Genomic DNA, 24,891 nt, shown 5'->3' on the forward strand with positions numbered 1-24,891 from the left:
AACGGTTACGATTTAGTTATGTACAAACCCTCGGTATTAGTACGTTAAAAATAGATAAAATGTTTGTCGACACCATCGGTCATGAAGATAACTTTAACGCCAAAACCATTGACGCTATTATTTCATTTGCTCAAAAATCAGAATTATCCATGATTGCAGAAGGCGTAGAAAATGATAACCAAGTGGCATATTTAAGTGCACAAGGTGTGTATTTAATTCAAGGTTACATTTACTCAAAACCTTTGTCTGCGAAGCAGTTTTTTCAATAGTCTGATTAGTTTTTAGGCTCTTCTCCGCTTAGGTGAGTCGACTCATATCAAAACATTCAAATAACACTATTATTTACAACACTTTCTTATTTGTGAATAAGCGAATATACCTTGTCATCATTATCATCAGCCCTATTTAGCTTTAAAGGCCAATGTGTGAAGTCTTTTTCTATAGAAAAAGGCTCTCAGTCAGTTCTTGTGCGATGCAGCCGAGATCGACGGTTTAAGGTTAAAGAGCCAAGAACTGAAAGGCTTTGTACAGTCGATCACTATGTAAGAAGACGGGTACACGATCTACCTGTTAGTGGGCGTCCCTGTAGTATCGAAGTTGAACTCGCTCAGACCAGAGACAAAAACGGCAGAAGGTTAATTGAGGCTACAGAATACGTTGCAAAAGGAGCGCGATATACAGTTCGCTTCTGTCAGTTCATCAGCGGGTTGTGCCGGCACATGAGCATTCACGCAGTCTCTCAACATCTAGGTATTCGTTGGGAGACGGTAAAAAACATTGATAAGGAATATTTACATTCAACCCTACCAGGCTTGGAGCCCGCGAAGCTTAACAACTTAATCCATATTGGCGTTGATGAAGTAGCTAGAGCTAAAAGACATGACTATATGACTGTGGTATACGACTTGGTTTCTGGGCATTTAATTTGGGTCGAACACGGCAGAAAAGCAGCGATCCTTATTTCGTTCTTCGAGCAACTATCAACAGCGACGAGAGACGGTATTAAAGCGGTTTCAATGGATATGGGTCAGCCTTATCAATCCGCAGTAAGGAAAATGCTACCTAATGCCGATATAGTTTTCGACCGATTTCATGTGATGCAAAACTACTGCCTGTTAATCAAAAAAGAACGCGCCAAAGCCTTTCGAAATGGTTCTCATGAAGAGAAAAAGATGCTCAAAGGAACATTGTTTCTCTTGCTAAAAAACGCCCATAAACTGGATGGCAGGCAGTCTGATAGGCTTGATGACTTACTCGAAAGTAACAAGACTCTCTGCATTGTTTATATGCTGAAAGAGCAGTTACAAGCGATATGGGATGAACCGTGTTACAAGTCGATGGTTAAGGCACTTGAAGCTTGGTGCGATCTTGCTAGGTCATCGAGGATGTTGTTCTTGAGTAATTATGCAGATGCGCTACTGGATAGAAAAGTAGGGGTCTGTAATTACGCAAAATATAGATTAACAAATGCTCGAGTTGAAGCAGGGAATGTCTCTATTGGTTTGCTCAGGCGAAGGGCTAGAGGGATACGAGACATTGAATATTTCAAACTCAAGATCAGACAAACATCAGTCCCTGATACCCATTCAATCTTTTATCCAAATATCAAGCTCATGTAAGCGGAGAAGAGCCCTATAGCTAGGTCTAAATAGGTACTCTAAGTACTTTGCTTGCTCAGACTTTAACCCTGTTTTCAATAACTTCACCGACAGTGAATCAATCCCCTCTAGCATTCTTAACAGAAATACTTTTGGGTGCTTAGTTCTACCTTCTAACAGTGGCTTCAATGATCGAATATGACCTGAAACTCTCTTCTTTGGATCTATACCCGTGATCATTGAAAATGCTTGATTTTGTCCCAAATGGGATCATCATAGCCCTATGAAACAAATTACACTCTCGCCAGAACAAAAAGTAGCATTGGAAACTCGATATAAAAGCTCGAGTGATAGGCGTGAGTGTGATCGCATTAAAGCCATTTTACTACGCGATGAAAATTGGCCAACGCCAATGATTGCCCAAGCGTTACGTATTCACGAAACGACCGTAGTTCGATACATTGATGCCTATGCTCACGACCAAAAACTCACGTGTAATAGTGGCGGCTCCTTAAGTTATCTGAGTCAAGAGCAAACTGAACTATTGATTGCACACCTGTGTGAGGTGACCTACTTGCATAGCCATCAAATAGTCGCTTATATCTCAGAACAATTTCAGATTAAGTACACAGTGTCAGGCCTCAATAAATGGCTGCATAAACATCAGTTCAGCTATAAAAACCCTAAAGGGGTTCCTCACAAATTTGATGAAGACAAACAAACGGCTTTCATTGAATATTATGAGCAACTAAAATCCTCGTTAACCCCTGATGAACCGTTATTATTTATGGATGCGGTTCATCCGACCCAAGCCACAAAAATCACCGCTGGCTGGATAAAAAAAGGCGTTGATAAACCGATAGAAACGACGGGAAGCCGAACCCGTATTAACGTGGTTGGTGCAATCCGACTTGGTCACTTAACAGAAGCGGTCATTGAGCAATATAGCAAAACGGTTAACGGTGCATCCATCATCGATTTTTTAAACCAAATTAGAGCGCGTTACTCAACAAGTGGTGTTATCCATTTGGTGCTTGATGGCGCTGGATACCATCGAAATGCCTTAGTGGTTAAAGAGGCTGAACATCTGAATATAACATTGCATTACCTGCCGCCTTATAGTCCAAATTTAAACGTAAGCGGTCAATTAAGCGGTGGAGCCCGATATCATCAAGCTTTTAGATCGGCATGCCAAGGTAATAAATCACTTAAATCAGCAAATTTATCCCGTTGTGGCAGTTCCGTGAAAAGTTTTTGGAAGTAAAAGTACGGGTTAATATCGTTGGCACGGCAAGTCATCACCAAGCTATAAAGTGCAGCACTGGCTTTTGCACCATTTACCGATTGGCAGAACATCCAGTTTTTCCGCCCCGTCGTAAACGGCCTGATATCGCGTTCAGTGACATTATTATCAATGCCTAATTCACCTGATTCAAGGTAACGCCTCAGTTTTTCCCACTGATTCAATGTGTACTTGATTGCTACCCCAATTTTACTTTTGGGCAGGACTGTTTTCTCGCTTTTTTCTAACCATTCATGCAACGATGTTAAGATTGGCTCAGCCTTTTCCTGCCGGAGTGATTTTCGCTTATCGGGCGGTAATGTTTTTGCCCGCTTTTCTATTGCATACAGTTTTTGAATATAATTGATACCGACTGTTGCTTTGCCGGTTTTCTTCGGTTGCACCGCTAAGGCATCGTGGAATTTGCGTCTGGCGTGTGCCCAGCACCCGACTGGCATTATTCCTTCTATATTGTCGTAAACACTGTAACCATCACATTGTAAATATCCGGCATAATCTGCTAGAAATGCTTCTGGGCAACTGCGTGCACGACTCGGTTGATAATCATAAATAACAACAGGGTTATCGCTAAATTCATTGCTGCGATAGACCCACATATAGGATTTAGTTGCTGCTTTTCTATCTGGTTCATCCAATACTTGCACCGTTGTTTCATCTGCGCACAGCGTTGATTGAGCGAGTAGATTAGCTTTCATCGCAGCAATTAACGGCCTAACTAATTCGGCACTGGCTATGCACCAATTGGCCAGTGTAGCGCGGCTAATATTTAAACCGCCACGGGCAAATATGTCGGTTAACCGATAAAGCGGTAGGGCATCACAGTATTTGGCGGTCACCACAGCCGCAAGCGCTTCAGGGCTGGCGATACTCTGGGGGATCGGCTGTGCAGGCTTAGGCGCGGTAATGACAGAGGTACTGGTTGATGTTGTTTCACATTCACGGCAAGCATACTTGGTTTGCCTGTGCTTAATGACGCTGATCTTCTCTGGAATAATGTTGACTTGTTCGCTTTCTTGCACACCGCATTCACGCATCACATGACCACAGCAATCGCACATAGGGCTGTCAAGAGTATAAGATCTTTCTTCACGTTCAAGGTGCTCAGGTAATCGTTTTCGACCCGTTTTACCTTGTTGTTTATTTTCATTTTTATTTGTGGATTGATCCTGCTCAGCTTCATTGAATGTGCCTTTCGGCATTTTCTCACTGCGTTGACCAAACTGCTTATTGCGGTTGAGTTGCAATTGTTCCAAAGCGATATTAAGGCGGTTTTCCAAGTCTTTATTTTTAGCATTGAGCACCTGATTTTCATGCTGCAACATTGCCAGCATTTTTTTTAGTTGTTCAATATTATCAGGCTGTTCAGTTGTCATTAATTAGCGTTCAAGACCAATAGATAGCGCTAGTTTGCCTGCTGTATTTGATCATGCAACCGCTATTTAGCGATCCAGTGATGATCACCTCACTGTCAGGCCATTTAAGGGTTTATGCCCATGGGATACTTCTAACGATAAGCCTGATAGTAACCAATTTAGCTGATGCTGGTTGATTGTCAGCGCGTCTTGTTCGTCGTTAGCGCCAGGCCACTTAAAGCGACCTTTTTCTAGCCGCCGATAGTAAAGCCAAAAACCATTAGTATCCCAAAATAAAATCTTAATTTTGTCCCGGTGGCGATTACAAAAAATAAACCAGGCTTGATTCAACGGATCCATTTCCAATACATCACTGACGATTAAAGATAAGCCATCAATGGCTTTACGCATGTCGGTATGGCCGGTAACAAGATAAATCTGCTTATGTGGTGTCATGCTGATAGCACGCGTAAAAATTGTTGTAATTTGCTTGGCGCTAATGAGGCTGGAAAAGAAAACAGATAGCCGTTGGGCAATGCCAGCGTGAGTGGCTGGTCAGGTTTAATTTCAAGAAAAATCAGCGGCACCACTTTTTGCTTAGTTGATGACGAATGCGGGTTAAGTTTTTTAGTCCACGCATAAAATGTAGATAGGGTTAAGTCATTGGTTTTACAAAATTCAGCTTTGGTTAATTTACTTTCAGTTTGCTGCTGAAAAATGCGTTGCCAGTATTGTATTTTATCGTTTTTTGACATGATTATTTTCCTAGATTTAGTTAGGAAATAATCATGTCACATTTGAAGATTATTGGTATGTGCGGTTAATTGAGCGCTTACTGTTAAATGGGCAGGATAAGTAATACCTGAATTTGACTGTCCCACTAACAACACTTCTTCTGATGCTTCAGACATACCTAGTAGAGAGCGCATTTCGGTATAGTCAGCGTGGATATTTCGACTTGCCAATTTATAGTTATGAGACCAAGCCCCTAATCCTATGTATTTTCGTAACTTTTCGATTTTACTTCCATTTGCGTATTTTCGTGCCCAGTGGAAGGATTTCTCATCACCTGCAAGTTCAGCTTTCAAAGCAAGAGCTTGATTTAAATACTCATCAGAATAAGGTTCAAGATTCATGTCTTGTGCCGTTTTTTGATACTCTTCAATGCCTTCGACATTTTTGATTTGCCCATGACGTACAAAGTCGATGGCTGCATCCTTCCATGCTTGTTAATTATTAAGCAATTTACCGATATTTCGAACAAGGTTCTCCAACGAGCAAGAGCTCCATCAGCATAGCCACCTTTCAGTAGATGAATTATTTCGGAAGTGATTCGACAAGCATGAGCGTGTTGTCGCATTAACACACCAAGTAGCGGATCGTTCTCTAAATCAGGAATAGATGTAAAATTCTCTTGGAATACAACTCCTGCCTCTTGATCTGTAATATAAAATAGATCTAACTTATCAAAGCCACCTTCCCAACGGGCTAAATTTCGCTCGATAAAGCTTTGATGGTTTGCACCATGTTGAGCTATTTCAGCTTTTTCATTTGCTCGACTTGAATCGAGAAACAAACCTACGGCTTTATCTAACACATCATTAACGTTGTACTCTTTGCCATCTTTATTCAACAGGCTTTCTGCATATTCAATGACTTCATCAAACACTGTAATCTCTCCTTAATTGAGCAAGTATTCTTGCTCTAAAATAATATAAAAATTTAGTGCGTATACTCAGAGATCAAACACTCTCAACTTACGACCTTCTTCAGCGCTGTCAATGCCGAGTCCAATAAGTCTCATGACCAAAAGGGCCTGCTCTGCCATTACTGGATTTGGGCTGCCAAGACAAATCGCATCGCGAATGCCTTCATAATATGCTTGGTAATTGCCTGGTGTCGTTATGATGTATTGATCGATAATCGCGTCTTTGTGTTTCAGCGATAATTTGCAAGAAAGTGGATCGTTTCCCCACCCCGGAGTTCCAGGCTGCTGACCTGACTTAAGCGCATTCTCCTGCGTATCAAGACCAAACTTAGTAAAGCTGCCACTAGTGCCATGCACTGTCATACGTGGGCCAGGGTTAGCAACCAATGCACTACCATGAAGAATTACCCGCTTTTCGTCATATCCCAGCACGGCATGAAACCAGTCATCTGCGAATGCTCCATCACGTTGTTGGGCCAGGTCTAACCACATTGTTTTTGGTGTACCAAACAACTGCAGTGCCTGATCGAGTAAATGCGATCCCAAGTCAAACCACAAACCTCCTCCTAGAGCAGCCGACTCACGCCAGCGCGTTTGAACTTCAGGCCTATAGCGGTCAAAGTGTGATTCAAAATGTGTCACACGGCCTAGTGAACCTTCGCGCAACACCTTCTTCAACGTCAAAAAATCGGAATCCCAACGGCGATTATGAAATACTGATAGCAGCCGATCATATTGATGAGCGAGCTTAATAAGCTCCTTACCTTCACTAGTAGTGAGAGTGAATGGCTTATCCAAAACTACGTGTTTACCGGCTGCTAGAGCCGCTGCCGCAAGAGGAAAATGCGTATCATTGGGAGTTGGAATAACCACCAAATCTATATCAGCGCAGGAAAATAACTCTTCGGGGGATGAGAACACAGCCAAATCAGGTTGGTCTATATGCACCTTTGCCGGATTGCTGGAGGATATTGCGGCGAGTTGTAGGCCCGATACAGCCTTAATCAATGGTGCATGAAACGTTTTTGCGGCATAGCCGTAACCAACGATGCCTGTTTTGAGTATCTTTGTCATAAATTAATTCCTAGCGTGAGCAACCAAAAATTTGATCATCGTCACTACCTATAAAAATTGCTCTATTTTGTGAATTCCGTTACATAACAATTTGCTGACCGAATTTTTAATATTATAAAAATGAATTTGCCTTATTTATGTAAATGCATTTTTAACCTGTCGGTGTCACAATACCACTGCATAAATATTGTAGTTTGTAAAACTTCAGACTGGGGGGTTCTAGTGGTGTGAGGTATCGATAATTTAATGTTAGAACGTTGTCTTTATTACTGACACCCGGCAACTTACCAACAAGCTTACAAAGTCTTCAAACCATTTAAATTAATTTTTCAATAACTTACCCTCACCCGCTTCGGTGGGTTCATCGACATATTACTCATATAAACCTTGAGTATAAAATTATTAAAAAGCCGCATCATTTCTGATGAGGCTTATTCTGTTCTACGCTAATCGAACACTTTCCTAAAAAGCCTTTTCAAATTCAATTGTTGGCTATTAACATGTGGTCAATACTGTCATCATATTGTAATACTCATATATCTGACTGCATCACCTCTTCTTAACAGCTTCAGTCGGCAAAAGTCTCATTTAACACGCTGGCTAGTCCTGTTGTTTTCATACTAAAAATTAAATGAACCAAGTTCGGATTTAAAACCAACACAGCTTCAATGCCATGGGCTTGAAGGGCGGTACTGTCTAATAGACTGGCATCTTTCACTTCTAAGCGTAAACGATTATCGGCAATAGCACGACATGAACTCACGTCACCCAATAGTGGCAGGATGGCTTGAGCTTGCTCGCGATCCTTTGCTGAAATGTTAACCGTTGCGGTTGCTATTACAGGCGTGGGAGTCGCAGCAAGATAGCCACCTGACGCGAGCATTTCATCAATTTCGGTACGTGACACTTCGGCGATTGTCCCCACAATAGCTTGTACCGCATTTCCCGAAATCAACACGCCACTGGCGCCTAACTGCTTCAATCTAGCCTGATCCACTTTACTGGTATCGCGCACATCCATCCGTAAGCGGGTAATACAAGAATCCACATTGACTAGGTTCTCTGGTCCGCCGAAGGCTTCGATAAAGTTACGCGCTCTTTCTGTCCCTTCTGATGAGACTAGCTCTAATTCGACATCCATTCGGCCTGGCGTTTTCAAGTCAAACTTCAAAATTAAGAATCTAAACACCACGTAATACAGCGCCGCATAAATGAGACCTAACACCACCAGCAACCAGATTTTTTGCGAATGACCTGAAAGAACAAGAAAATCGATCAAACCGTGCGAGAAGGAGGTTCCATGAACAACACCCAACATATTTACTAGCACATAAGCAAGACCAGCCATTAACGCATGTACTACATAAAGTAATGGTGCGGCAAATAAGAATGCAAACTCAATGGGTTCAGTAATTCCGGTTAAAAATGCGGTTAACGCTGCCGAAATCATGATACTACCGACCATGACACGATTTTCTGGGCGCGCAGTATGCCAAATCGCCATTGCAGCAGCAGGTAAACCAAACATTTTAAACAAATAGCCTCCCGCAAGTTGACCGAAGCCATTACCAGCAGCTCGACTCGCATCGTCTGCTTGCAAATAACACGTCAGTACGCCAGTTGCAGGTTTACCTAAACTGTCAACACAATTGCCCGCTTCGAAGAAGAAAGGTACGTTCCATACATGGTGTAAACCGGCTGGAATTAACGAACGCTCAACCACACCATAAATACCAAAAGCTAATGTTGGATTTTGATATGCCGCCCAATGGGAAAATGCAGCAATAGCATTACCTATCGGAGGCCAAATTAACGATAAGATAACTCCCGCAAAGATCGCTCCAAAACCAGTAATAATAGGCACACTTCGTTTACCTGAGAAGAATCCAAGATATGAAGGTAATTGAATTTTAAAGAAACGGTTAAAGGTCGCTGCAGCAATAGCACCGGCAATCATACCGCCAAACACGCCTACATCAGTACCAGGTTCAAGTACGCCGATGGTTTTAACCATGATGGCATATCCCACTAAGGCCGCCATAGCAGCCACACCATCATTTTTAGCAAATCCTAACGCGATACCTATCGCGAATAGCAATCCCATATTGCTAAAGATGGCTTCGCCCGCTTGTACCATTAACACATTGACGATATCGGGGAGCACACTAAAACCTGCGCTCCCAACGCCTAATAAGATACCTGCTACGGGTAATACAGAAACCGGCAACATGACCGATTTACCCACTTTTTGTAAAACCGAAAATGCGCCACTCATCATAGCCTTCTTCGGTTTAGCTGCTGTTATTGTTTTAGATGTCATAATACAACCTTAGAAATTTTAATAGATTACCAAGTGATCAACGTTTTTCAATATCGCCTTTAACGGCAAGTAACGTATTAGGATCTCGCATTAATGCTCGAACATCTTTGGCATCTGCACAGCTCATCGCTTTAGCAGCTATAAGCTGACACGCTTGCTGATTTAAATGACGCACTTGATGCTTCACTTCTGGAATTGAAGGCACACTCACAGACAGTTCATCAATACCTAAGCCGACCAAAATAGGCACAGCATCTTTTTCGCCGGCCAATCCACCACAAATGCCAGCCCATTTACCTTTGGCATGCGCGGCCTTAACCGTCATATCGATCAGGCGTAATACTGCAGGATGCAATCCATCAGCAATGGCAGCTAACTTAGGGTGTCCACGATCAATCGCTAAGGTATATTGAGTCAAATCATTAGTACCAATAGAGAAAAAGTCGACATGTTCAGCCAACACATCTGCCATCACGGCAGCCGATGGCACTTCAATCATGATGCCAATTTGGATCCCACTAATATCGATAGCCAATTTTTCGGCTTCTTCTTTTACAACTTGTTTGGCTAACTTAAGCTCAAACAAAGACGCTACCATCGGGAACATAATGCGTAAGTTGCCCGCCTCAGCCGCTTTTAATAGCGCACGAACTTGTTGTCGTAATACTGCGGGCTTATCTAAACCGACACGGATACCACGCTCACCGAGGAATGGATTGTCTTCTTTCGGCAAAGGTAAATAGGCCAACGGCTTATCTCCTCCTACATCTAGCGTACGCACAACTAGAGGACGCTGTCCTAACGTTTGCAGTACCGCACGATAGACTTGTTCCTGATCATCCTCTGAAGGTGCAACTGATTGGTCTTGATAAAGGAATTCAGAACGCAATAAACCAACCGCTTCGCCTCCCATTTCAACTAATTTTTGGGCATCACTGACTTTAGCGATATTGCCGGCAATTTCAAATCGCACTCCATCTAAGGTAACGGCTGTCTCATCTTTGTGAGCGAAAGCCGAGGCTTTCTGCTGCTCAGCGGCATTTTTAATCACATCAAGTTGCGCAATTTCAGCTTCAGTTGGCGACAATAATAGATAACCTTTTGCTGTATCGAGTAACACCTCAGTACCGTGCAAGGTCATGATCTTAGCTTCAACACCAGCCATAGCAGCAATACCCATTGCTCTAGCTAAAATAGCACTGTGGCTCGATGCCCCTCCTAAAGTAGTGCAAATGCCTTTAACGAATGCGGGGTTTAGTTTGGCAGTATCTGAAGGGGTTAAATCTTTAGCGACTAAAATAGTATTTTCGGGGAGTTCAGCCGGAATAGTATCTTGAGACAATCCTGCCATAATGCGTGAAACCCGATTGCCAACATCGATAAGGTCTGTGGCACGTCCTGCGAGTAATGGGTTTTCCATTCCAGCAAGTTTGTCCGCTTGGCGACAAATACTCTTACTCCAAGCATAAGGGGCCGACTTACCTTGCTGTAATTCAATAATACAGTCATCGTACAAATCAGGATCTGACATTAGCTCTTGGTGGGCCACAAAAATATCGGCTTTTTGCCCCATATCCTTGTTATGCAGCTCTTCAACCAGTTCGACTAAGGTTTGATTAGCCACCTTCATTGCATCGTCTAAAGTTTGCTGTTCAACCTGTGCATCGTCGGCAAAAGTGTCAAACTTAGGCACTTCAGCTTTAATCACGTATAAACGCCCTTTAACTTGACCGGGAGATGCCTCCACACCAATCAGCTGACGTGGATCTTGGCTCGTTTGTAGTAGTAGTGATGGTTCGGAAAAAGGATCGAAGTCGCTTTTAACGTTCTTAGTCACAAGTGAAGCATCGGCGCCCTCTTCACCTAAACCAGTGCTTATCGCCTCAGATAATGCTGCTATTGCCGCTTGCTGATCTTTACCTTTAGCGAGAATAACAATCTGCTCACCAAAAGCGATGTCTAACCCCATAAGACCAACCACACTTCGAGCATTTGCTTGCTTGCCTGCTTTATCAATCATCACGTCACAGTCAAATGCTTTAATCGCAGTGACAATGGCAGCAGCAGGCCGAGCATGAATACCTGTCGGATTAATAACCACTATTGGCGCAGAACTAACCATGTCATCTGACTTTGTTACAGCACGAGCTGCCGCTGATACCTCTGCACTAAATAACAGATCGCCCGCGTTGACAAATTGTTCAGTCGTTGGTGTTAATGTAATAATTCTGGTCATATCCGTGAGCAGTATGACGGTACGCAAACTTTTTACACCGCAACCCACTTTATCTAAATCCAGCTCAATCAGTGGCGTTTTAGCTTTTACAGCATCACCCACTTTCACTAATTCCTTAAATCCTTCGCCTTTCAATTTAACGGTATCGACACCTATATGAAGCAGAATTTCGATGCCAGTCGCCGTTAATAAAGTCACGGCATGCTTAGAAGGATGTATTTGAGTAACGGTGGCGTCACATGGGGCGTGAAGAATGTTTTCTGTAGGGTCTATCGCTAATCCATCACCCACCATCTTTTGAGAAAATGCGGCATCAGGAACCTGACTCAGTGGACAGCACACCCCCGTAAAAGGGGCCAGCAAATGAATTGTGGTTGAAGTTTTTTTATTCATTGGAACTCCGAATTAAACACTTAACTGAATAATATTAATGTTTTTTGCAGTGAAAATAGTAAAAATGAAAAGCTGCTGCTTACATGATTACCCACTACTCCCTTATCAATCTGACTATTAGTACAACTAAATGAACATTTTTAAGGAGACCAACGATTACCACTCCTTAATGTGTAGGGACGACGATATTCTTTAGGTAAATATCACGGATAATTGCAGTGAATACCTTAGTGATCTGGCACTAATTTACCAAAGGTAAGATGTGATGTCCCAACCAGATCTCCAAGATATGATATTGGTAACAAAATTACTTAATTGTTACCAATATCCCAAAATGTTAACAACCCCCAGCGCAGATTGAAAACGTTACCTCTGTATTTAGCCTTGCGTTTATTCATCTATAATCGAATCTAAAACATCTACAATAACGGTTACTTATATTAGCGTTAATTTAAGCTGTTTTAGAGTGCATGTTGTATTTCAGCTTTAGTTAAAATGCAATATCACCTTTGAGAGTGACTACCCAAGCATCATTATTCTCACTGATACCACCGGGATTATGTATGTACTGAATTTCAGGACGAATAGCAGAATACTTAGTCACTTGAAATTTGTAATAGCTAGCAATGACCGTCTCTGTTTCCTGGATAGGCATATAAAGTGCGTGATTGTCATTATAAAGCTGAGCGCTATCAGCTATGCTATCGTTCACATGTAGGTATTTAGCGGCTAAGCCCCATTTATCTGTCGGACGAGCAGCAAATGGACCTTGATAATTCACCCCCAATGCCAATGATTTATCCACAGTAGTGATATCTTGATCGTTCAACGTCCCCATAAGGAACACACTAAGACCGCGGGCAGAATCACCATCTACAGAAGTAACCTGTTGCTCTGCGACAAAATAAGCGCCATCTTTACTGTCATGTTGACGTGCTTTGCCACCATCAATAGTCAAGGGATTACCATCTTGATTGTAGTAAAGACCTTCACCTCCAACGGTATCATGCCAATAACCCAGTTTATAAGTACCTGGTAAGTCATTGAGGTTGGGCATCCAAGCAAGTTCTACAGGAATCGTCACTCCCAAAGTGCCATGAGGACTGCCTAAATTAAGATTTTGACTGTTTTTAAGCCAGCTTGGGTTCATTTGGTAAACCCCTGTCTTTACATACCATTCTGGCGCTAGCTTATACTTGACGACACCCGCCCATTGGCTTATAGGCCAGTTGTAAACCGTGGAATTAACATTACCGAATTGGGATCCACAGAATCCAAGATAGGCAAATTCACATTGGAAAGCACCAAATTCAGCGCCAACATTCATACGGCCTAACTTAATATTGAGGTCGTCACTAAGTAGTTTTTGCTCATAATAAAACTCAGAAATACGGGTCACTCTGCCGCGGCCAAACACTTCTATAGATTGCATTAACTGGCCGATTTCAGCTTTATCATTAATATTCTGGCTCTGCCCACCTCTATTGGTCAGTGCAACATGGAAGTTGGCATCGGATAAGTCTAATAATTTTTCGAGGTCGAAGTTAACACCAAGAACGGTTTGATCGGCATAGCTAGTGGCATGATGTTGGCCACCTGTTAAGTTACCTCCGGTTTCGAAGGTATAACCTAAGCTAACGTCGATACCGGCATTATGCATCTGGCTACGAATACCACCAATATCACCGAACAAATAGTTATCCGCAGAGAAATTGTCGGCTTGTACTGAACTATTGCAAATAAGTAACAGTACTGAGGCTGTTATGAGAGAATTTATACTTTTCATTGAATACTTCTTTTAGTCAATTGGAAAGCGCAATGCATCGTCAAAAATAAATGCACTATTTGATGTAGCAAAATCGTTATTTTGTTTAAAAAAAATAGTAATTACAAAACGAGAATACAGTAATTAATTTACATACCAATCTGAATGTGTTGATTATGAGCGCGTGATCTCATGTTGAAAATTGCCACTGTTCTTTCAGACACTCTTGAATTTAGTTGGCTTTTAGTTTGCATAACAAACAATGTTTCTAACGCAATATAGATTCTAGTGGGAGCGCATAGATGAACAGGATTGCCAACGGATACGTTGGCAGAAAAACTCACTTGGAAGGAGTTACAGGTGCTAGTGAGGCTATATACCCGTGAGATGGAGTGATGGAGAGTTTGCGGTTATGAGTACCACTTACAAAGAATAAAACGCAACCTTACATCTGAGGCCATATCATCATGCCAAATATGTGGGTTTTATTGCTCTTATTGCGGACGATATTGATTGACTGATTAACTTGGGCAGTTAACTCACCAACAATTGTGTTGCTTCTACCATAATAATGCATAATGACAACAGTAAAATCAAACACTTATTATATTTTATAAACATAACCTTACATAAAATTAAAGCATAAACCCGCATAAAACTAAAACCATCAATTAGTATCATCCGGCGTATAGTTTTATTACAACATATTAATAGATCATTTTAAGTGTTGGCTTTAATCTAGCAAAGTAGGTATAGCAAGCTTTCTGGAAGTTAATACACACTGTTAATAAGTGTGGCTTAACTCATTTCTGGACAAAAATGCGTTAGAGCTTAGGCTTTAAAGTTTATGGTTCGCATTATAACAAGTATGGCGAAACTGAGATTAACGCCGCAAAAACGATGACAGCCGTTATGCGTCTCATTGATTTGCACTGTTAAATTTACTATTACGACAAACCATAAAACTTACTAATACCTACCCCTAATACATTTGCAGCAGTAGCAAGAGAAATTGACCAGCTACCATCGGCTGCCTTAGACACCATATTCCCAATCCACGAACTAACCTTTGAACCAAATTGCTCGCTGGCAGAAGGCTCACCGTCCGCCTCAATAGCGGACTTCAAATTTGCAATATCAGACTTTTCTATTTGATGTTCAGTTAAATACTTTGCTAATTGTTCAAAATTATTAGATTCAGTAATGGTAAGGTTTAGATTTTGAGTCAACTCGCTATCCTTTACGTCTCCCAATACACCTTGAAAATTTGCTATATTAATGTTTGTACTCATACTTGCTCTTTTAACCTCATCAGGACTAAAACTCAGATTTTCACCAGTAACACCCTCTTGTTCCAGCTTTAAAGCCCACTGAAGGATCGTATTTCGTACACTATCAACAATTGGAATTAATGACGTCGCTGAGTAACTTAGCCGGAAAGGGAAGTCACTATTCATAAAGTTTTGTAACGAGGCTAGTTGTTCACCCGTAAATGGAATAGAAAACCCTTTACCATGCTTATCGATAATACTTTCAATTTCACCAACGGACTGACGAAAGTGAAAGACTGATAATGAATTTTCAATTTCATCGTCATCGATCTGTACAGGAATAAGCCCCCTTACAGGGTTAAAAGCACGAAGTGCACCTTTAATTTGTCTGTACAGTGGAACATTACTTCCCGCAATATAGCCATTCATTTCTGATTCTATCCACTGCCTTGATTCTTCAATAGATAGTTTAATAGATACTGTATACGCTTTCCGTAGCAAAGACTGAATTGAAATATTGTCATTCAATGCATCTGCTTGTATTTCTAGAATAATTGAACTCATACTTCTCCGTAAATTTAACGTTCGTAGCAGGCGTACGGGTTTATGCGTCGCTTGCCTATGCTTGTTATGTTTTTATTCCCAGTTCTACGGCAGCGGTTTCATGCAGTACCTGCAATACAAAGATTGTTTGCTGGATATTCACTGACTCCGTACTTTTTTCGTAGATGTAGCGCCAGTTAACGAAAGCATGATTTATGCTTTTGAGATGGTCTTTAAATAGAATCCCGCTCTCTACCTCGTACCTGCTTTCAAAAGCTTTACTATTTTTGTTTATTCTATCTTTTACCTTATTCGGTAACGACTTAAATAATGCAGTTAGAACATGAGTCTCTTTGACTTCGCCATGAATTTCTAGAAGGCACTTGAGATACATTTCAGCACTGAAGGCTGCGTTAACAACAAATGGGCAAATGCCTTGGGGATTTCTGGGTAATGACTTTAAATCCTTTTCATATATATGCGCAGATGCATTTGCGAACGATTGAGCCTGATTATAGATAGTCTCTGATTTGGGTATATCTCGCCAAAACCCTTTTGATTTAAGGAGTTCTAGGGCTAGCCTCGCGGCTTCCTCTTGGTCATCGACATCTTTGACATAGCCTATTGGCTTGTTGTCACACATGACTGTTTTCATACCTTCCGGTGGCGTGATGTAGATATCCATGTTTACCTCGATCTATCCTGAAATATAACGCATCAAACACTGGCGCGTAAGTTGGCGCTATTTTTGCTGCTTTTGGTTTTCAGAAAAAACGCGACAGTAGTTATGCGTCCTGTGATTTGACTTGTAGATTTATTTTTTTAGCACAGAAACAAGTCCGATTGCAGCACCAATTAAACCAGTACATAAAGTGAAGTAGAAAGCGATTACCTCACGTTTTGCCTTTTGTTCGTCTCTTATTTTAGACCTCAAATAATGAATACCATTTAACGTTAAAATTTTAACTGATCCACTCTCATCACCAAAGTCATGAGTGGTGAACATAAGTGCGTCATCTTGAGCAGGCATTGGAATAAGTAATGAGTCAGCTTTATATTTAAAATATGCAGTTTTTATGTACTCTATCCACATGTCTAAATCATGTTGCTGAGAAGACAAAAAAGATAAATGTCCTTGATCATCTTTACCTTCATAACTTTTTTCTATTTCAACGTATTCCTTTTCAAGCTTCGCAACTTCTTTTTTTTAAGAATGCAGCTCTTTTCGATACTTTAGATACGCGAGCATATAATCTCCGAATAAATCTAACGCCATATTCAATAGCAGCACGATAACGTTCCAGGCTGCTCAATTCATACTCCAAAGATAGCATCGCTAAGTCATTGTTGTAAATGCAATATTTGTCTAGAACACATAAATAATGCTGCCGGACAAAGAATGCGTCTTTGTTTACGAGGCCTATACAACACTTTTTAATATTTCTTAGTAGATTGATATCTGTGGGTTTTCTCGAATGTTACAAAATTATCTATGCGTAAAAGCTAATTTTACGCATCCTTTGACGCCAGAATCATCTCAATTTGGGGCAAATCAGTTATACCTGTATAGGCAATCAGCCTTTTGGGCGGCAAGTAAAGCGGCCAAGAAAGATTTGAAAAAATAAGGCGCTTTTGGTTGGCTCTAAACCGCCTCAGTGCTATCACTAACGCATTTTGGTCGGATAGGCGGCACTTGTTACCAAGTGCCGCCCTCCTAAGAACCGGACGTGCAACTTTCACTGCATACGGCTCAAGCCTCCACTAAGGCGTATTCTGTTACCCAGCACCCTACATAGCAGCCAAAACAGGATCGAGCCAAGAATTGCGACTTTGCTTTTTCGGTTTCCTCTTAACCAAATAGGCTAGGTATTGAGGATCGAATGGCGTTGATGCACTCCTGATTTTCACATGTCTCTTTATTGGCGTTTGAGCTATCTGAACCAGATTAAAATGACAGTCCATGTTGGCGATTTTCTGCCAGCCGTGGAATTGCCACCCACCTATCCGATTCATGTAGTATTTTCGACGTACCCAGTCCTTACTTTTCGTTGGGTGACGCCTTACCGCCCATCGCCATAACAACCAGAAAAGTTGATGGCCTACATAATCGAAAGTTCGCTTTGCCACACAATGACGATAATAATTCGCCCATCCTCTCAGCTTCGGATTCAATATTTTGATTAAATCGTTAACGGGGATTGTTGGATGTTTTCTGATGAATTCACGTAGATTACTCAAAAATGATAGAACGTTGCTCTTGCTCGGTTTAATGAGCAGTTTGCCTTTGTACTTTCTAAGATTGAATCCCAGAAAGTTAAAACCATCATCGATATGAGTTATGTGCGTTTTCTCATCAGAGAGTGTTAAGCCTCTTTCCTGTAGAAAACCAATTAGTTGCGGCTTGATTTCATTAACGAGCACTTCCTTCGAAGAACCTGTGATAACAAAATCGTCTGCATATCCGATAAAGTTGACTCTATTACCTGTTTTACAGGCAATAGACTTAACCAATTGTTCTAATCCAGCAAGCGTGAGCAGCATAAGAGTAGGAGATATTATCCCACCTTGTGGTGTTCCTTCCGCTGTCTTATAGAACAATCCTTTGTCAACAAAACCACAACCAAGCCATTGTTTCAGCATTCGCTTATCTAATTGAATGTTGTCGATGAGCCATTGATGACCTATCTTATCGAAACAAGCTTTGATGTCACCCTCAAGAACCCATTGGCTAGAGCGCTTCATACATAAACATTTGAAGCACTGTGCAATTGCATCTGCTGTACTTCGGTTAGGTCGAAAGCCATAGCTATTGAGGTCGGCCACCGTTTCCGAAATAGGCTCCAAGGCTAGAAGATGAAGCGCTTGTTGCGCTCTGTCTATCATGCAGGGAATGCCTAAAGGTCTGAGCTTGCCGTTTTTCTTGGGGATGTAGATACGCCTGAGCGGTTTGGCATGATAGCCTTTTCGGCTCAGTTGATTGACCGCACCTATACAACGAGCATCACTGTTCCAAATGATGCCGTCGATTCCAGGTGTTTTGCTGCCTTTATTTTGAGAAACTCTTTTAACAGCAAGCAATTTTGCTGATGTAGAGTGGGTGAGTATCCACTGCAACGCTTTCGCCTTGCCGTGTTTACCTTCTCGGGTTGCTTTTGCAATGCGCATTTGAAGCTTTAATACATGTTGCTTAACCACTCTCCAGTTAATGGATTGCCATTGAGCATTGTCAGGAGATGCACTAACTTCGTTTGAAGCCATCATTTGCGTTTCTCCATTAATAAAGTTCCTCAAATTTTCTTGCAACGGGAGACCAGCTAGAAGTCAGCTCGCTTTCGCGCCAGATAAAATCAGTATCCGCATTATTACAATGCGGCATTCGCTTTTTCTAGCCTCCTTTACCTGCATTACTATCGGTAGCCTTCACAGGTCACTTTCCCCAAAGGGAGTGATACAGGCTTACCCTGTTCCGTATGTCGCGCAACGTCAGGTTAGATGCCCACTCTAGTGCGGAGAGTTATTTGATCACGAAAGAGCACTGCCCAATCTCTTTCCAACTCTCGTGCCTTTTGGCCACAGCGTATTAACCACTTCCGCTGTTCATCGTATAACGCACCTTATATGGATTCACTTATGTTCATCATACTGACACCCTAGCACTTACCCGATTGTGGTTATCAGGAAGAACGTCCTCTCACGATTCTGTTCCCGTCCAATGGACTTCGTTACATTGTCAGACTCGCTGCTTTATTCAGAGTCTTAGGGTCATCTGGTGATACAGATGGTTCACTCTTATCGCGGTGAACAGCGCTTCATACGACCTCAGGTCGCACGGGCAATAACGATTTAGAGCGGTCACTCTAAGCCGTACCTGGACAATTCCGAGTTACGATGAACAAGTGCAGCTGAACTTTCTGATAACTTATTCTATGCCAAACACTTCAATTGACTACAAAGTATTGGCCAGTTTTGCTAAACCACTAGACCCTTACGATTACGAGGCCTTCTTTTAATCATGGCTTTCTAAATTATAGAGTAATGTCTAATGATTCGTAGAAACCTTATTAGGTTCTACTTCCAAAAACCAATCGTACTCCCCTTTATGGCCATTATAATTATGTATTACCCAATTACGATGCATACCTTCCTGGTATTTAGTTCCTAGAGCTAGTGCTACACAACTTTGTACGCAGAGAAAGAAATGAATTTTCTTTACAGCATTATCAGAGGACAACCTGCTAACTTCCTCTTTAATCTCGTGGCAAATACTTAAAAGATTATCTTGATTCATAATCAAGTTGTGACCAACATCGCAGTTAGGCTTTATAAATAGCGTATGACCTTTGAACTCATCAGGTAGTTGTGCTTCAGTAATAGGAAATGTAAATCCGATAGCGATTCCAACGTTACCATTTTCATTTGGTACAGTATCATCTCCTATTATATCTAATTGGATATTTTTATTTTCTTCAGTAAGTAACGACCAGTTACCGCTTTCCTGAACTTTATCAAAGAATAAAATGTTTTTTGTATTAGCTCTAAACCTAGTTCCATAAGCTACCAATAAAGGGATCCTGTGAAGACCACCAAGATAGAGTTTTTCACATCCGCCATTAAAAATGAATCTATTGTAAATATCTACTTTCTGTTCTGCATTAAACATCTCTACAGATTCATTTATAAAGTCAACTGCATTAACATTTTCACTTAAACCAAGATTAACGGTTTCCCTTACATCCATTCTTTCAATTTCTGGTATCAGTTCATCAGGGAACTTTATATCACCGGCGTTCATGCCTGTAATAAAAACTCTTGATTTGCTCCTTGCATTGTTGAATATTACATACAGTTGAGAACATATCAGTAACATACCAGCAACCGCAGATAATAGGCCTGATATATTACTAAAACCATTACTTCTCTCTACCGTCATTCCAATTTCTCTAAGCCAACTTGGAGCTTCACTGCCATTTAGATTAAGATTGATTGTATATTCAAATAATAATTTTAATGGGTATGAAAATACTAAAAGTGCAACCCCTGAAGACATTAGTGGGTAACGCTTCTTAAACAAAGTAACTATTGTTATAAAAACCCACTGTATCCTTCCCCACGTTTTATCACTCAAAGCTAACTTCTCCTATGTAATCGATTTGACGTGATTTTTTGAAACCAAACCAAAATTTTGCTGATTTATTTCCTATAATTAAAAAAACTAGTCCTTCACCATCGTATAAAGAAGTCCTAAGAGTCACCTTCCAATCATCTATATCTACAGATGACGGTGTAGGGATATCTTCTGCGTGTGTATGCCAAAGCCCTAAAAACGTAACTCTTCTACAACTTTCTTTCCAAACCTTTTGTACTTCAATATTATGTTGATTAGATCTAAAGAAGCTATTTCGAGTCTGCCGGTCATTCTTAAGTGGAGTCGTAAAGTCTGTAATTTTTAGCCTGCCAATAGAATTCAAATGAGAGCCTAAAAGAACCCCACCAGATTCGGAGTCCATAGAGTCAAGTTGTCTAAAAGTTGATATTCGTTCAATTATATTGTTTGGAATTCTTATAGAACCAAATTCTTTAACCTCTAGAAGGTACTCTTTCATTAGTTGCAAACACTACAGTATTGAGATTTTACTATCTCAGAAGATGTCTCAAATGAGAACGAATCGAAGTATTCTGTTGTTGGGTATTTTGCAAAGTCGTTATTTTTCCAGCTTCTAATGCTTGAATTACATTTACCTTCTAGAAACTCTATACATTGATTTGAGGCAATAATAGCGGTTTTTGATGAGTCTAAATAAGAAAACGGTGTAAATACACCAGCACATCCAGTCAGATTCTTTGATATGTTCTGCCCTGGTTTTATCAAAGAATATACTATGGGCTGAACGGTTCTAGCATGCGGTGTATACAAACACTCTAGACAACAATCCGTCATGTTAAATTTAACTGAATGTCCACCAACACTAGCCGCTTCATTCCAACAGTGTACAACTTTAGCTATCCCACGACTTTTTAATAAAGCATTAATATGTAGACTCTCCGAAGGGGAGCCGATTGCTATAATGACTACATCAACTTTATCTATTGTGACATTTCTTAATACTATTTCAGCTTTAGCTGCTATGGGCTCAATGTCGATGAAAGGAATATTACTTTTTATGTAATTACTTAAACAGTGCACCTTTGCCACCTTTGGAATTCCTTCGACTTTCCCTTTATTATCAATCGCATTATATTTTAATGCCTCCCCTCCCAATCGATGTCTATATATATTGTCAGTATCAAGCCAGTCTGAGTCAATCAAAGTAAGTTTGCCAACGCCCGATTTAGATAGCATCAACGCAACTTCAGAGCCCACTGAACCGCAACCAATCACCGCTACATGAGAGCTCTGAAGGTTAGTATTTGCTCCTCCTCTTTCTAATAAATAAGTTTTATTTATTCTATTCTGCAGGAATGATGTTACTTCCCACTCCACATTATCATCTAATAATGGGTGTAAGTCAGACTTTTCAGAAACAAACTTTAATAATACTTGTGCTCTAAAATCACCTCCTCTTGGAAAAGTTAAGTAAATAAAATGGCTTCTTTTACTTTTTACTTTTTTTATATACTTATCGATTCTACTAACTTCACAGTTTGAAAGTGAAGATTTATTTTCCTTAAAATAATGGGATGTGAATACATCTTTTGGAGGATAGCAAAACCTTTCAAAGTTGATGCAAAGAACTTTAATTACTTGAAGGGAGTTCGTATCACTAATATCACTATAACTTATAGGAATATCATCCTGATGTTCATATAACAAGAAAGGTTCATAAGACCCATCTTTCAACTTCTTTACCTTAAGGTAAGCCTCATTTATAACACTAACAGGAGAGCAAAGTGAGTTAACTCTTTTGCAATCTGCCTGAATATACCCTTCGTACTCTTCAAATAAGTCATCTATAAATATTTTCAGAGACCATCGGTCTAAAGCATTTGCTATAGAAGTAAGAATATAATCTAACACCGACAAAGGATCATGGTAATTTATTAGTATACCTTCTTCTTCCTGATAACAAATCGTCCCCTGATTATTAACGTGAGGGATTTTTCCAATACACTCATTATTCAACAGCTTTGCTCGAGGGAGCACCTTTGGAAAGTCTGCAGTATATTCTAATTCTACAAACCATATTTTTTTATTCCCTTGAAGCTCGTGGGTATAAGTAAATGGTTTATTCTTTACATTACTGATTAGACAGGCTGTATTTAAATTGTCATATAAGTCATCTAGTTCTAATTCTATCATGCATTAAAACCTGTACCTATCACGGGTCTAATATCTGCCCGCTTTATATTTTCCACCAAAGGAAAGTCTTTGCCAAATACTTTTCGAAGTATAAGACTCGCTGCTTGCTCTGAATTTTCATCACGAGCTTCGCAAAGAGCCTCTTCTAATGATACTAACTTTTCATAGAATTGATCCTGCTGTAAAAGAGACATTTTATAATATATGTTTTTATATGGTTTCTGAGGAAGCTTGTAACTTATGCTTCTTTTTAGAATAAAATCATCCAGATCAAATTGCATACTAAAATCGGACTTAATCTTTCTTACTATATTGATTAGAGATGTAAGGTCATTATCTTTGTTGAAGATAAAGTGCTGTCTAGCCTGAACAGTTAACCCTATCGACGGTGGTGCGGTATTCCCGATACTTGTGAAGTGTTTCGCCTTCCATTTTTTTAGGTAACGAACACAGCATCTGAACTGTTTTGAGTATTCTGCATTATTCGATACGTCTGATACCCAACGCTTCAGACCTTTAGGATCTGACTCATACCACTTCTGTTCTGTCGCTGTACTCCTCCCCCAGGCTATATGTAAATCATTGTTATTATTAGAGTAAATTGCCAAATCCACATGGTAGCCGTCAGCGTACTCGACTGTAATACAGGGTTTATTATATTTTACTGTTCTCTTATGTCGCTTATTAAGAGCATCAAAAACTAACTTTTTTAGATTGCGAGAGCAGTACTCATCATTGGTAATGTCAAACACAACCCCAACATCAATATCATAATCATCATTTATTGGCTTAATACCTGTCCTCATAGCGTATGAGCCTTGATCAAGCTTAGTGAAGGTTAAGGACCTCTCTGTATCAGGAATTTTTTCATCTTTAAGCTCATTACGTAATTCTCTAATGAGGGTATCCCTCTTGTCTCTGAGATTTTGGTCTTCATCATACGTACCAAGTCTAATTTCATCATGAAATACTCTAAACTCTTCCTGCAATGTCGCCACTGTAAACTCCTTTTAACAAATCGATTATGCATAATAATTTCATATTTATACCAATATATCAGATGATTGAGGAAAAGCATCATGATAAGTAAATAGATCGGACTGGCATACAAATATTACTTCTAACGCATCGTAGTTGAAGTGATCATTGGTTTGATAAAAATTATAGTACTAGGTATGGCCAAATCGGAAAGACAATAAATCCAAGTGTAAATGCTGCTGTGGACGTTGATAACTAGCGATGGACTCTTGTAAGTCGCTAGTTCTCTGGAAACGATTAATCTCACATTATTTTTCGTATGGAAAACTCAAATGAATGAAGTTTGAATGAGCTTTAACTCTAAATGATATTGGGGCATAAACGCTTTAGGACTATGACTCTAATCATGCTTGTTTGGGTTAGACGAAGTATGGCTGTTTTAAACTTTAGTAAAGCTTAATTCTAAAGTCCAGACGTCCTTTTTAGATGGATATTTTGCAATTCCTTGATAGTTATTTCTTCAAGCCAAAACTCAACTTCCCCTTGTGACTTGAGTATTTCATCTTCTGACAACAAAGTCTTAATGTAAGATAGGTATTTATCTACAGAAGTATTGCCTAGTTCTTTCGATACGATTAAGAGACTATAGGCTTTCATTATATTTTTCTCAACGCCCCATCCTCTATAGAAATGATTGGCTAATCTTTGCGTTGCTTCCGCATTACCATTTATTGATGCTCGCCTACAATACTCAAACGATTTTTTGTAGTCTATTTTCGTTCCCCAACCATTTGTATAATAATCACAGACTTTGAGCTGTTCTGTATCGTTATCTTGTGCGGCGGCCAAATGCCACTTAAGAGCTTCTTTATAGTTAATCTTAACGCCTTCTCCAGTTTCATATGCTGATGCCAAAAAGATCTGCGAAGGGCGATCTCCTAAACTAGCTCCAGAAGAAAAAGCTTCAAATGCTTGTATAAAATCAATCTTACCGGCTATCGAGCCATCTTTATGCATAATTCCGATATGAAAATGTGCACTACCAATGTCATA

At 40.3% G+C, this 24,891-nt stretch carries 18 protein-coding genes and 2 pseudogenes; 3 read left to right on the forward strand and 17 right to left on the reverse strand.

The features are described 5' to 3' along the window. Positions 1 to 17: 17 nt before the first annotated feature. The 3 genes and pseudogenes from EGC80_RS02955 to EGC80_RS02965 form a co-directional block, all read left to right on the forward strand. Positions 18 to 269 (forward strand): annotated as a pseudogene (locus EGC80_RS02955) (EAL domain-containing protein); the annotation flags it as partial. 111 nt (positions 270 to 380) lie between these two features. Continuing rightward, on the forward strand, positions 381 to 1,619 hold the full coding sequence (locus EGC80_RS02960) for an ISL3 family transposase (protein WP_456114909.1): 1,239 nt from the start codon (positions 381 to 383) through the stop codon (positions 1,617 to 1,619). 262 nt (positions 1,620 to 1,881) lie between these two features. After that, entirely contained in the window at positions 1,882 to 2,862 is a 981-nt protein-coding gene (locus tag EGC80_RS02965; RefSeq protein ID WP_124693457.1) for an IS630 family transposase, read from the forward strand. Here the strand turns inward: EGC80_RS02965 and tnpC are convergent. The 17 genes and pseudogenes from tnpC to EGC80_RS03060 all read right to left on the reverse strand — a co-directional run bounded on the left by tnpC (position 2,769) and on the right by EGC80_RS03060 (position 24,855). Next, positions 2,769 to 4,274: an IS66 family transposase gene (gene tnpC / locus EGC80_RS02970; RefSeq protein WP_124011563.1), complete on the reverse strand. Its 1,506-nt coding sequence runs from the start codon at positions 4,272 to 4,274 to the stop codon at positions 2,769 to 2,771. The two genes, EGC80_RS02965 and tnpC, sit on opposite strands and share 94 nt — an antisense overlap. Positions 4,275 to 4,358: 84 nt before the next feature. Continuing rightward, positions 4,359 to 4,709, reverse strand: coding sequence for an IS66 family insertion sequence element accessory protein TnpB (tnpB, locus tag EGC80_RS02975; RefSeq protein ID WP_124011564.1), 351 nt, complete (start codon positions 4,707 to 4,709; stop codon positions 4,359 to 4,361). Then, complete coding sequence (gene tnpA, locus EGC80_RS02980) at positions 4,706 to 5,008, reverse strand: IS66 family insertion sequence element accessory protein TnpA (RefSeq protein ID WP_124693449.1); 303 nt, start codon at positions 5,006 to 5,008, stop codon at positions 4,706 to 4,708. Before tnpA ends, tnpB begins: the two co-directional genes overlap by 4 nt. Positions 5,009 to 5,044: 36 nt before the next feature. Then, positions 5,045 to 5,613, reverse strand: a pseudogene (locus EGC80_RS02985) (DUF5677 domain-containing protein). A gap of 375 nt (positions 5,614 to 5,988) precedes the next feature. Then, positions 5,989 to 7,035, reverse strand: coding sequence for an oxidoreductase (locus tag EGC80_RS02995; RefSeq protein WP_124014234.1), 1,047 nt, complete (start codon positions 7,033 to 7,035; stop codon positions 5,989 to 5,991). A 568-nt stretch (positions 7,036 to 7,603) separates the two neighbouring features. Then, on the reverse strand, positions 7,604 to 9,355 hold the full coding sequence (ptsG, locus tag EGC80_RS03000) for a PTS glucose transporter subunit IIBC (protein ID WP_124014233.1): 1,752 nt from the start codon (positions 9,353 to 9,355) through the stop codon (positions 7,604 to 7,606). 37 nt (positions 9,356 to 9,392) lie between these two features. Beyond that, positions 9,393 to 11,984 carry a phosphoenolpyruvate--protein phosphotransferase gene (gene ptsP, locus EGC80_RS03005; protein ID WP_124014232.1) on the reverse strand — a complete coding sequence of 864 codons (2,592 nt, stop codon included), beginning with the start codon at positions 11,982 to 11,984 and terminating at the stop codon, positions 9,393 to 9,395. A 490-nt stretch (positions 11,985 to 12,474) separates the two neighbouring features. After that, complete coding sequence (locus EGC80_RS03010; RefSeq protein WP_124014231.1) at positions 12,475 to 13,770, reverse strand: carbohydrate porin; 1,296 nt, start codon at positions 13,768 to 13,770, stop codon at positions 12,475 to 12,477. A 926-nt stretch (positions 13,771 to 14,696) separates the two neighbouring features. Beyond that, positions 14,697 to 15,584: an AbiTii domain-containing protein gene (locus tag EGC80_RS03015; RefSeq protein ID WP_124014230.1), complete on the reverse strand. Its 888-nt coding sequence runs from the start codon at positions 15,582 to 15,584 to the stop codon at positions 14,697 to 14,699. 64 nt (positions 15,585 to 15,648) lie between these two features. Beyond that, a complete protein-coding gene (locus EGC80_RS03020; RefSeq protein ID WP_124014229.1) occupies positions 15,649 to 16,248 on the reverse strand; it encodes a hypothetical protein in 600 nt (199 codons plus the stop codon). A gap of 129 nt (positions 16,249 to 16,377) precedes the next feature. Continuing rightward, complete coding sequence (locus EGC80_RS03025) at positions 16,378 to 16,683, reverse strand: hypothetical protein (RefSeq protein ID WP_124014228.1); 306 nt, start codon at positions 16,681 to 16,683, stop codon at positions 16,378 to 16,380. A gap of 668 nt (positions 16,684 to 17,351) precedes the next feature. Next, positions 17,352 to 18,824, reverse strand: a complete 1,473-nt coding sequence (ltrA, locus tag EGC80_RS03035; protein WP_124014227.1) for a group II intron reverse transcriptase/maturase — start codon at positions 18,822 to 18,824, stop codon at positions 17,352 to 17,354. A gap of 778 nt (positions 18,825 to 19,602) precedes the next feature. After that, entirely contained in the window at positions 19,603 to 20,688 is a 1,086-nt protein-coding gene (locus EGC80_RS03040) for an SAVED domain-containing protein (protein WP_124014226.1), read from the reverse strand. Continuing rightward, positions 20,681 to 21,166: a Mov34/MPN/PAD-1 family protein gene (locus EGC80_RS03045; RefSeq protein ID WP_124014225.1), complete on the reverse strand. Its 486-nt coding sequence runs from the start codon at positions 21,164 to 21,166 to the stop codon at positions 20,681 to 20,683. Before EGC80_RS03045 ends, EGC80_RS03040 begins: the two co-directional genes overlap by 8 nt. Next, a complete protein-coding gene (locus EGC80_RS03050) occupies positions 21,166 to 22,860 on the reverse strand; it encodes a ThiF family adenylyltransferase (protein ID WP_124014224.1) in 1,695 nt (564 codons plus the stop codon). Before EGC80_RS03050 ends, EGC80_RS03045 begins: the two co-directional genes overlap by 1 nt. Further along, the gene (locus EGC80_RS03055) at positions 22,857 to 23,858 is read right to left on the reverse strand and encodes a nucleotidyltransferase domain-containing protein (protein ID WP_124014223.1); all 1,002 of its coding nucleotides are present in this window, start codon (positions 23,856 to 23,858) and stop codon (positions 22,857 to 22,859) included. Before EGC80_RS03055 ends, EGC80_RS03050 begins: the two co-directional genes overlap by 4 nt. Before the next feature lie 442 nt (positions 23,859 to 24,300). Further along, positions 24,301 to 24,855 (reverse strand): tetratricopeptide repeat protein, encoded by a 555-nt coding sequence (locus EGC80_RS03060; protein ID WP_124013704.1) that lies wholly within the window; start codon positions 24,853 to 24,855, stop codon positions 24,301 to 24,303. Positions 24,856 to 24,891 lie beyond the last annotated feature (36 nt).

The organism is Shewanella psychromarinicola, from assembly GCF_003855155.1.
In the GTDB taxonomy this organism is placed as follows: Bacteria; Pseudomonadota; Gammaproteobacteria; order Enterobacterales; family Shewanellaceae; genus Shewanella; species Shewanella psychromarinicola.

What these genes read in the sequence shown, in the direction of transcription:
- EGC80_RS02965 (WP_124693457.1), top strand. Translation starts at nt 1,882, where the DNA reads ATGAAACAAATTACACTCTCGCCAGAACAAAAAGTAGCATTGGAAACT.
- tnpC (WP_124011563.1), bottom strand. Translation starts at nt 4,274, where the DNA reads ATGACAACTGAACAGCCTGATAATATTGAACAACTAAAAAAAATGCTG.
- tnpB (WP_124011564.1), bottom strand. Translation starts at nt 4,709, where the DNA reads ATGACACCACATAAGCAGATTTATCTTGTTACCGGCCATACCGACATG.
- tnpA (WP_124693449.1), bottom strand. Translation starts at nt 5,008, where the DNA reads ATGTCAAAAAACGATAAAATACAATACTGGCAACGCATTTTTCAGCAG.
- EGC80_RS02995 (WP_124014234.1), bottom strand. Translation starts at nt 7,035, where the DNA reads ATGACAAAGATACTCAAAACAGGCATCGTTGGTTACGGCTATGCCGCA.
- ptsG (WP_124014233.1), bottom strand. Translation starts at nt 9,355, where the DNA reads ATGACATCTAAAACAATAACAGCAGCTAAACCGAAGAAGGCTATGATG.
- ptsP (WP_124014232.1), bottom strand. Translation starts at nt 11,984, where the DNA reads ATGAATAAAAAAACTTCAACCACAATTCATTTGCTGGCCCCTTTTACG.
- EGC80_RS03010 (WP_124014231.1), bottom strand. Translation starts at nt 13,770, where the DNA reads ATGAAAAGTATAAATTCTCTCATAACAGCCTCAGTACTGTTACTTATT.
- EGC80_RS03015 (WP_124014230.1), bottom strand. Translation starts at nt 15,584, where the DNA reads ATGAGTTCAATTATTCTAGAAATACAAGCAGATGCATTGAATGACAAT.
- EGC80_RS03020 (WP_124014229.1), bottom strand. Translation starts at nt 16,248, where the DNA reads ATGGATATCTACATCACGCCACCGGAAGGTATGAAAACAGTCATGTGT.
- ltrA (WP_124014227.1), bottom strand. Translation starts at nt 18,824, where the DNA reads ATGATGGCTTCAAACGAAGTTAGTGCATCTCCTGACAATGCTCAATGG.
- EGC80_RS03045 (WP_124014225.1), bottom strand. Translation starts at nt 21,166, where the DNA reads ATGAAAGAGTACCTTCTAGAGGTTAAAGAATTTGGTTCTATAAGAATT.
- EGC80_RS03050 (WP_124014224.1), bottom strand. Translation starts at nt 22,860, where the DNA reads ATGATAGAATTAGAACTAGATGACTTATATGACAATTTAAATACAGCC.
- EGC80_RS03060 (WP_124013704.1), bottom strand. Translation starts at nt 24,855, where the DNA reads ATGCATAAAGATGGCTCGATAGCCGGTAAGATTGATTTTATACAAGCA.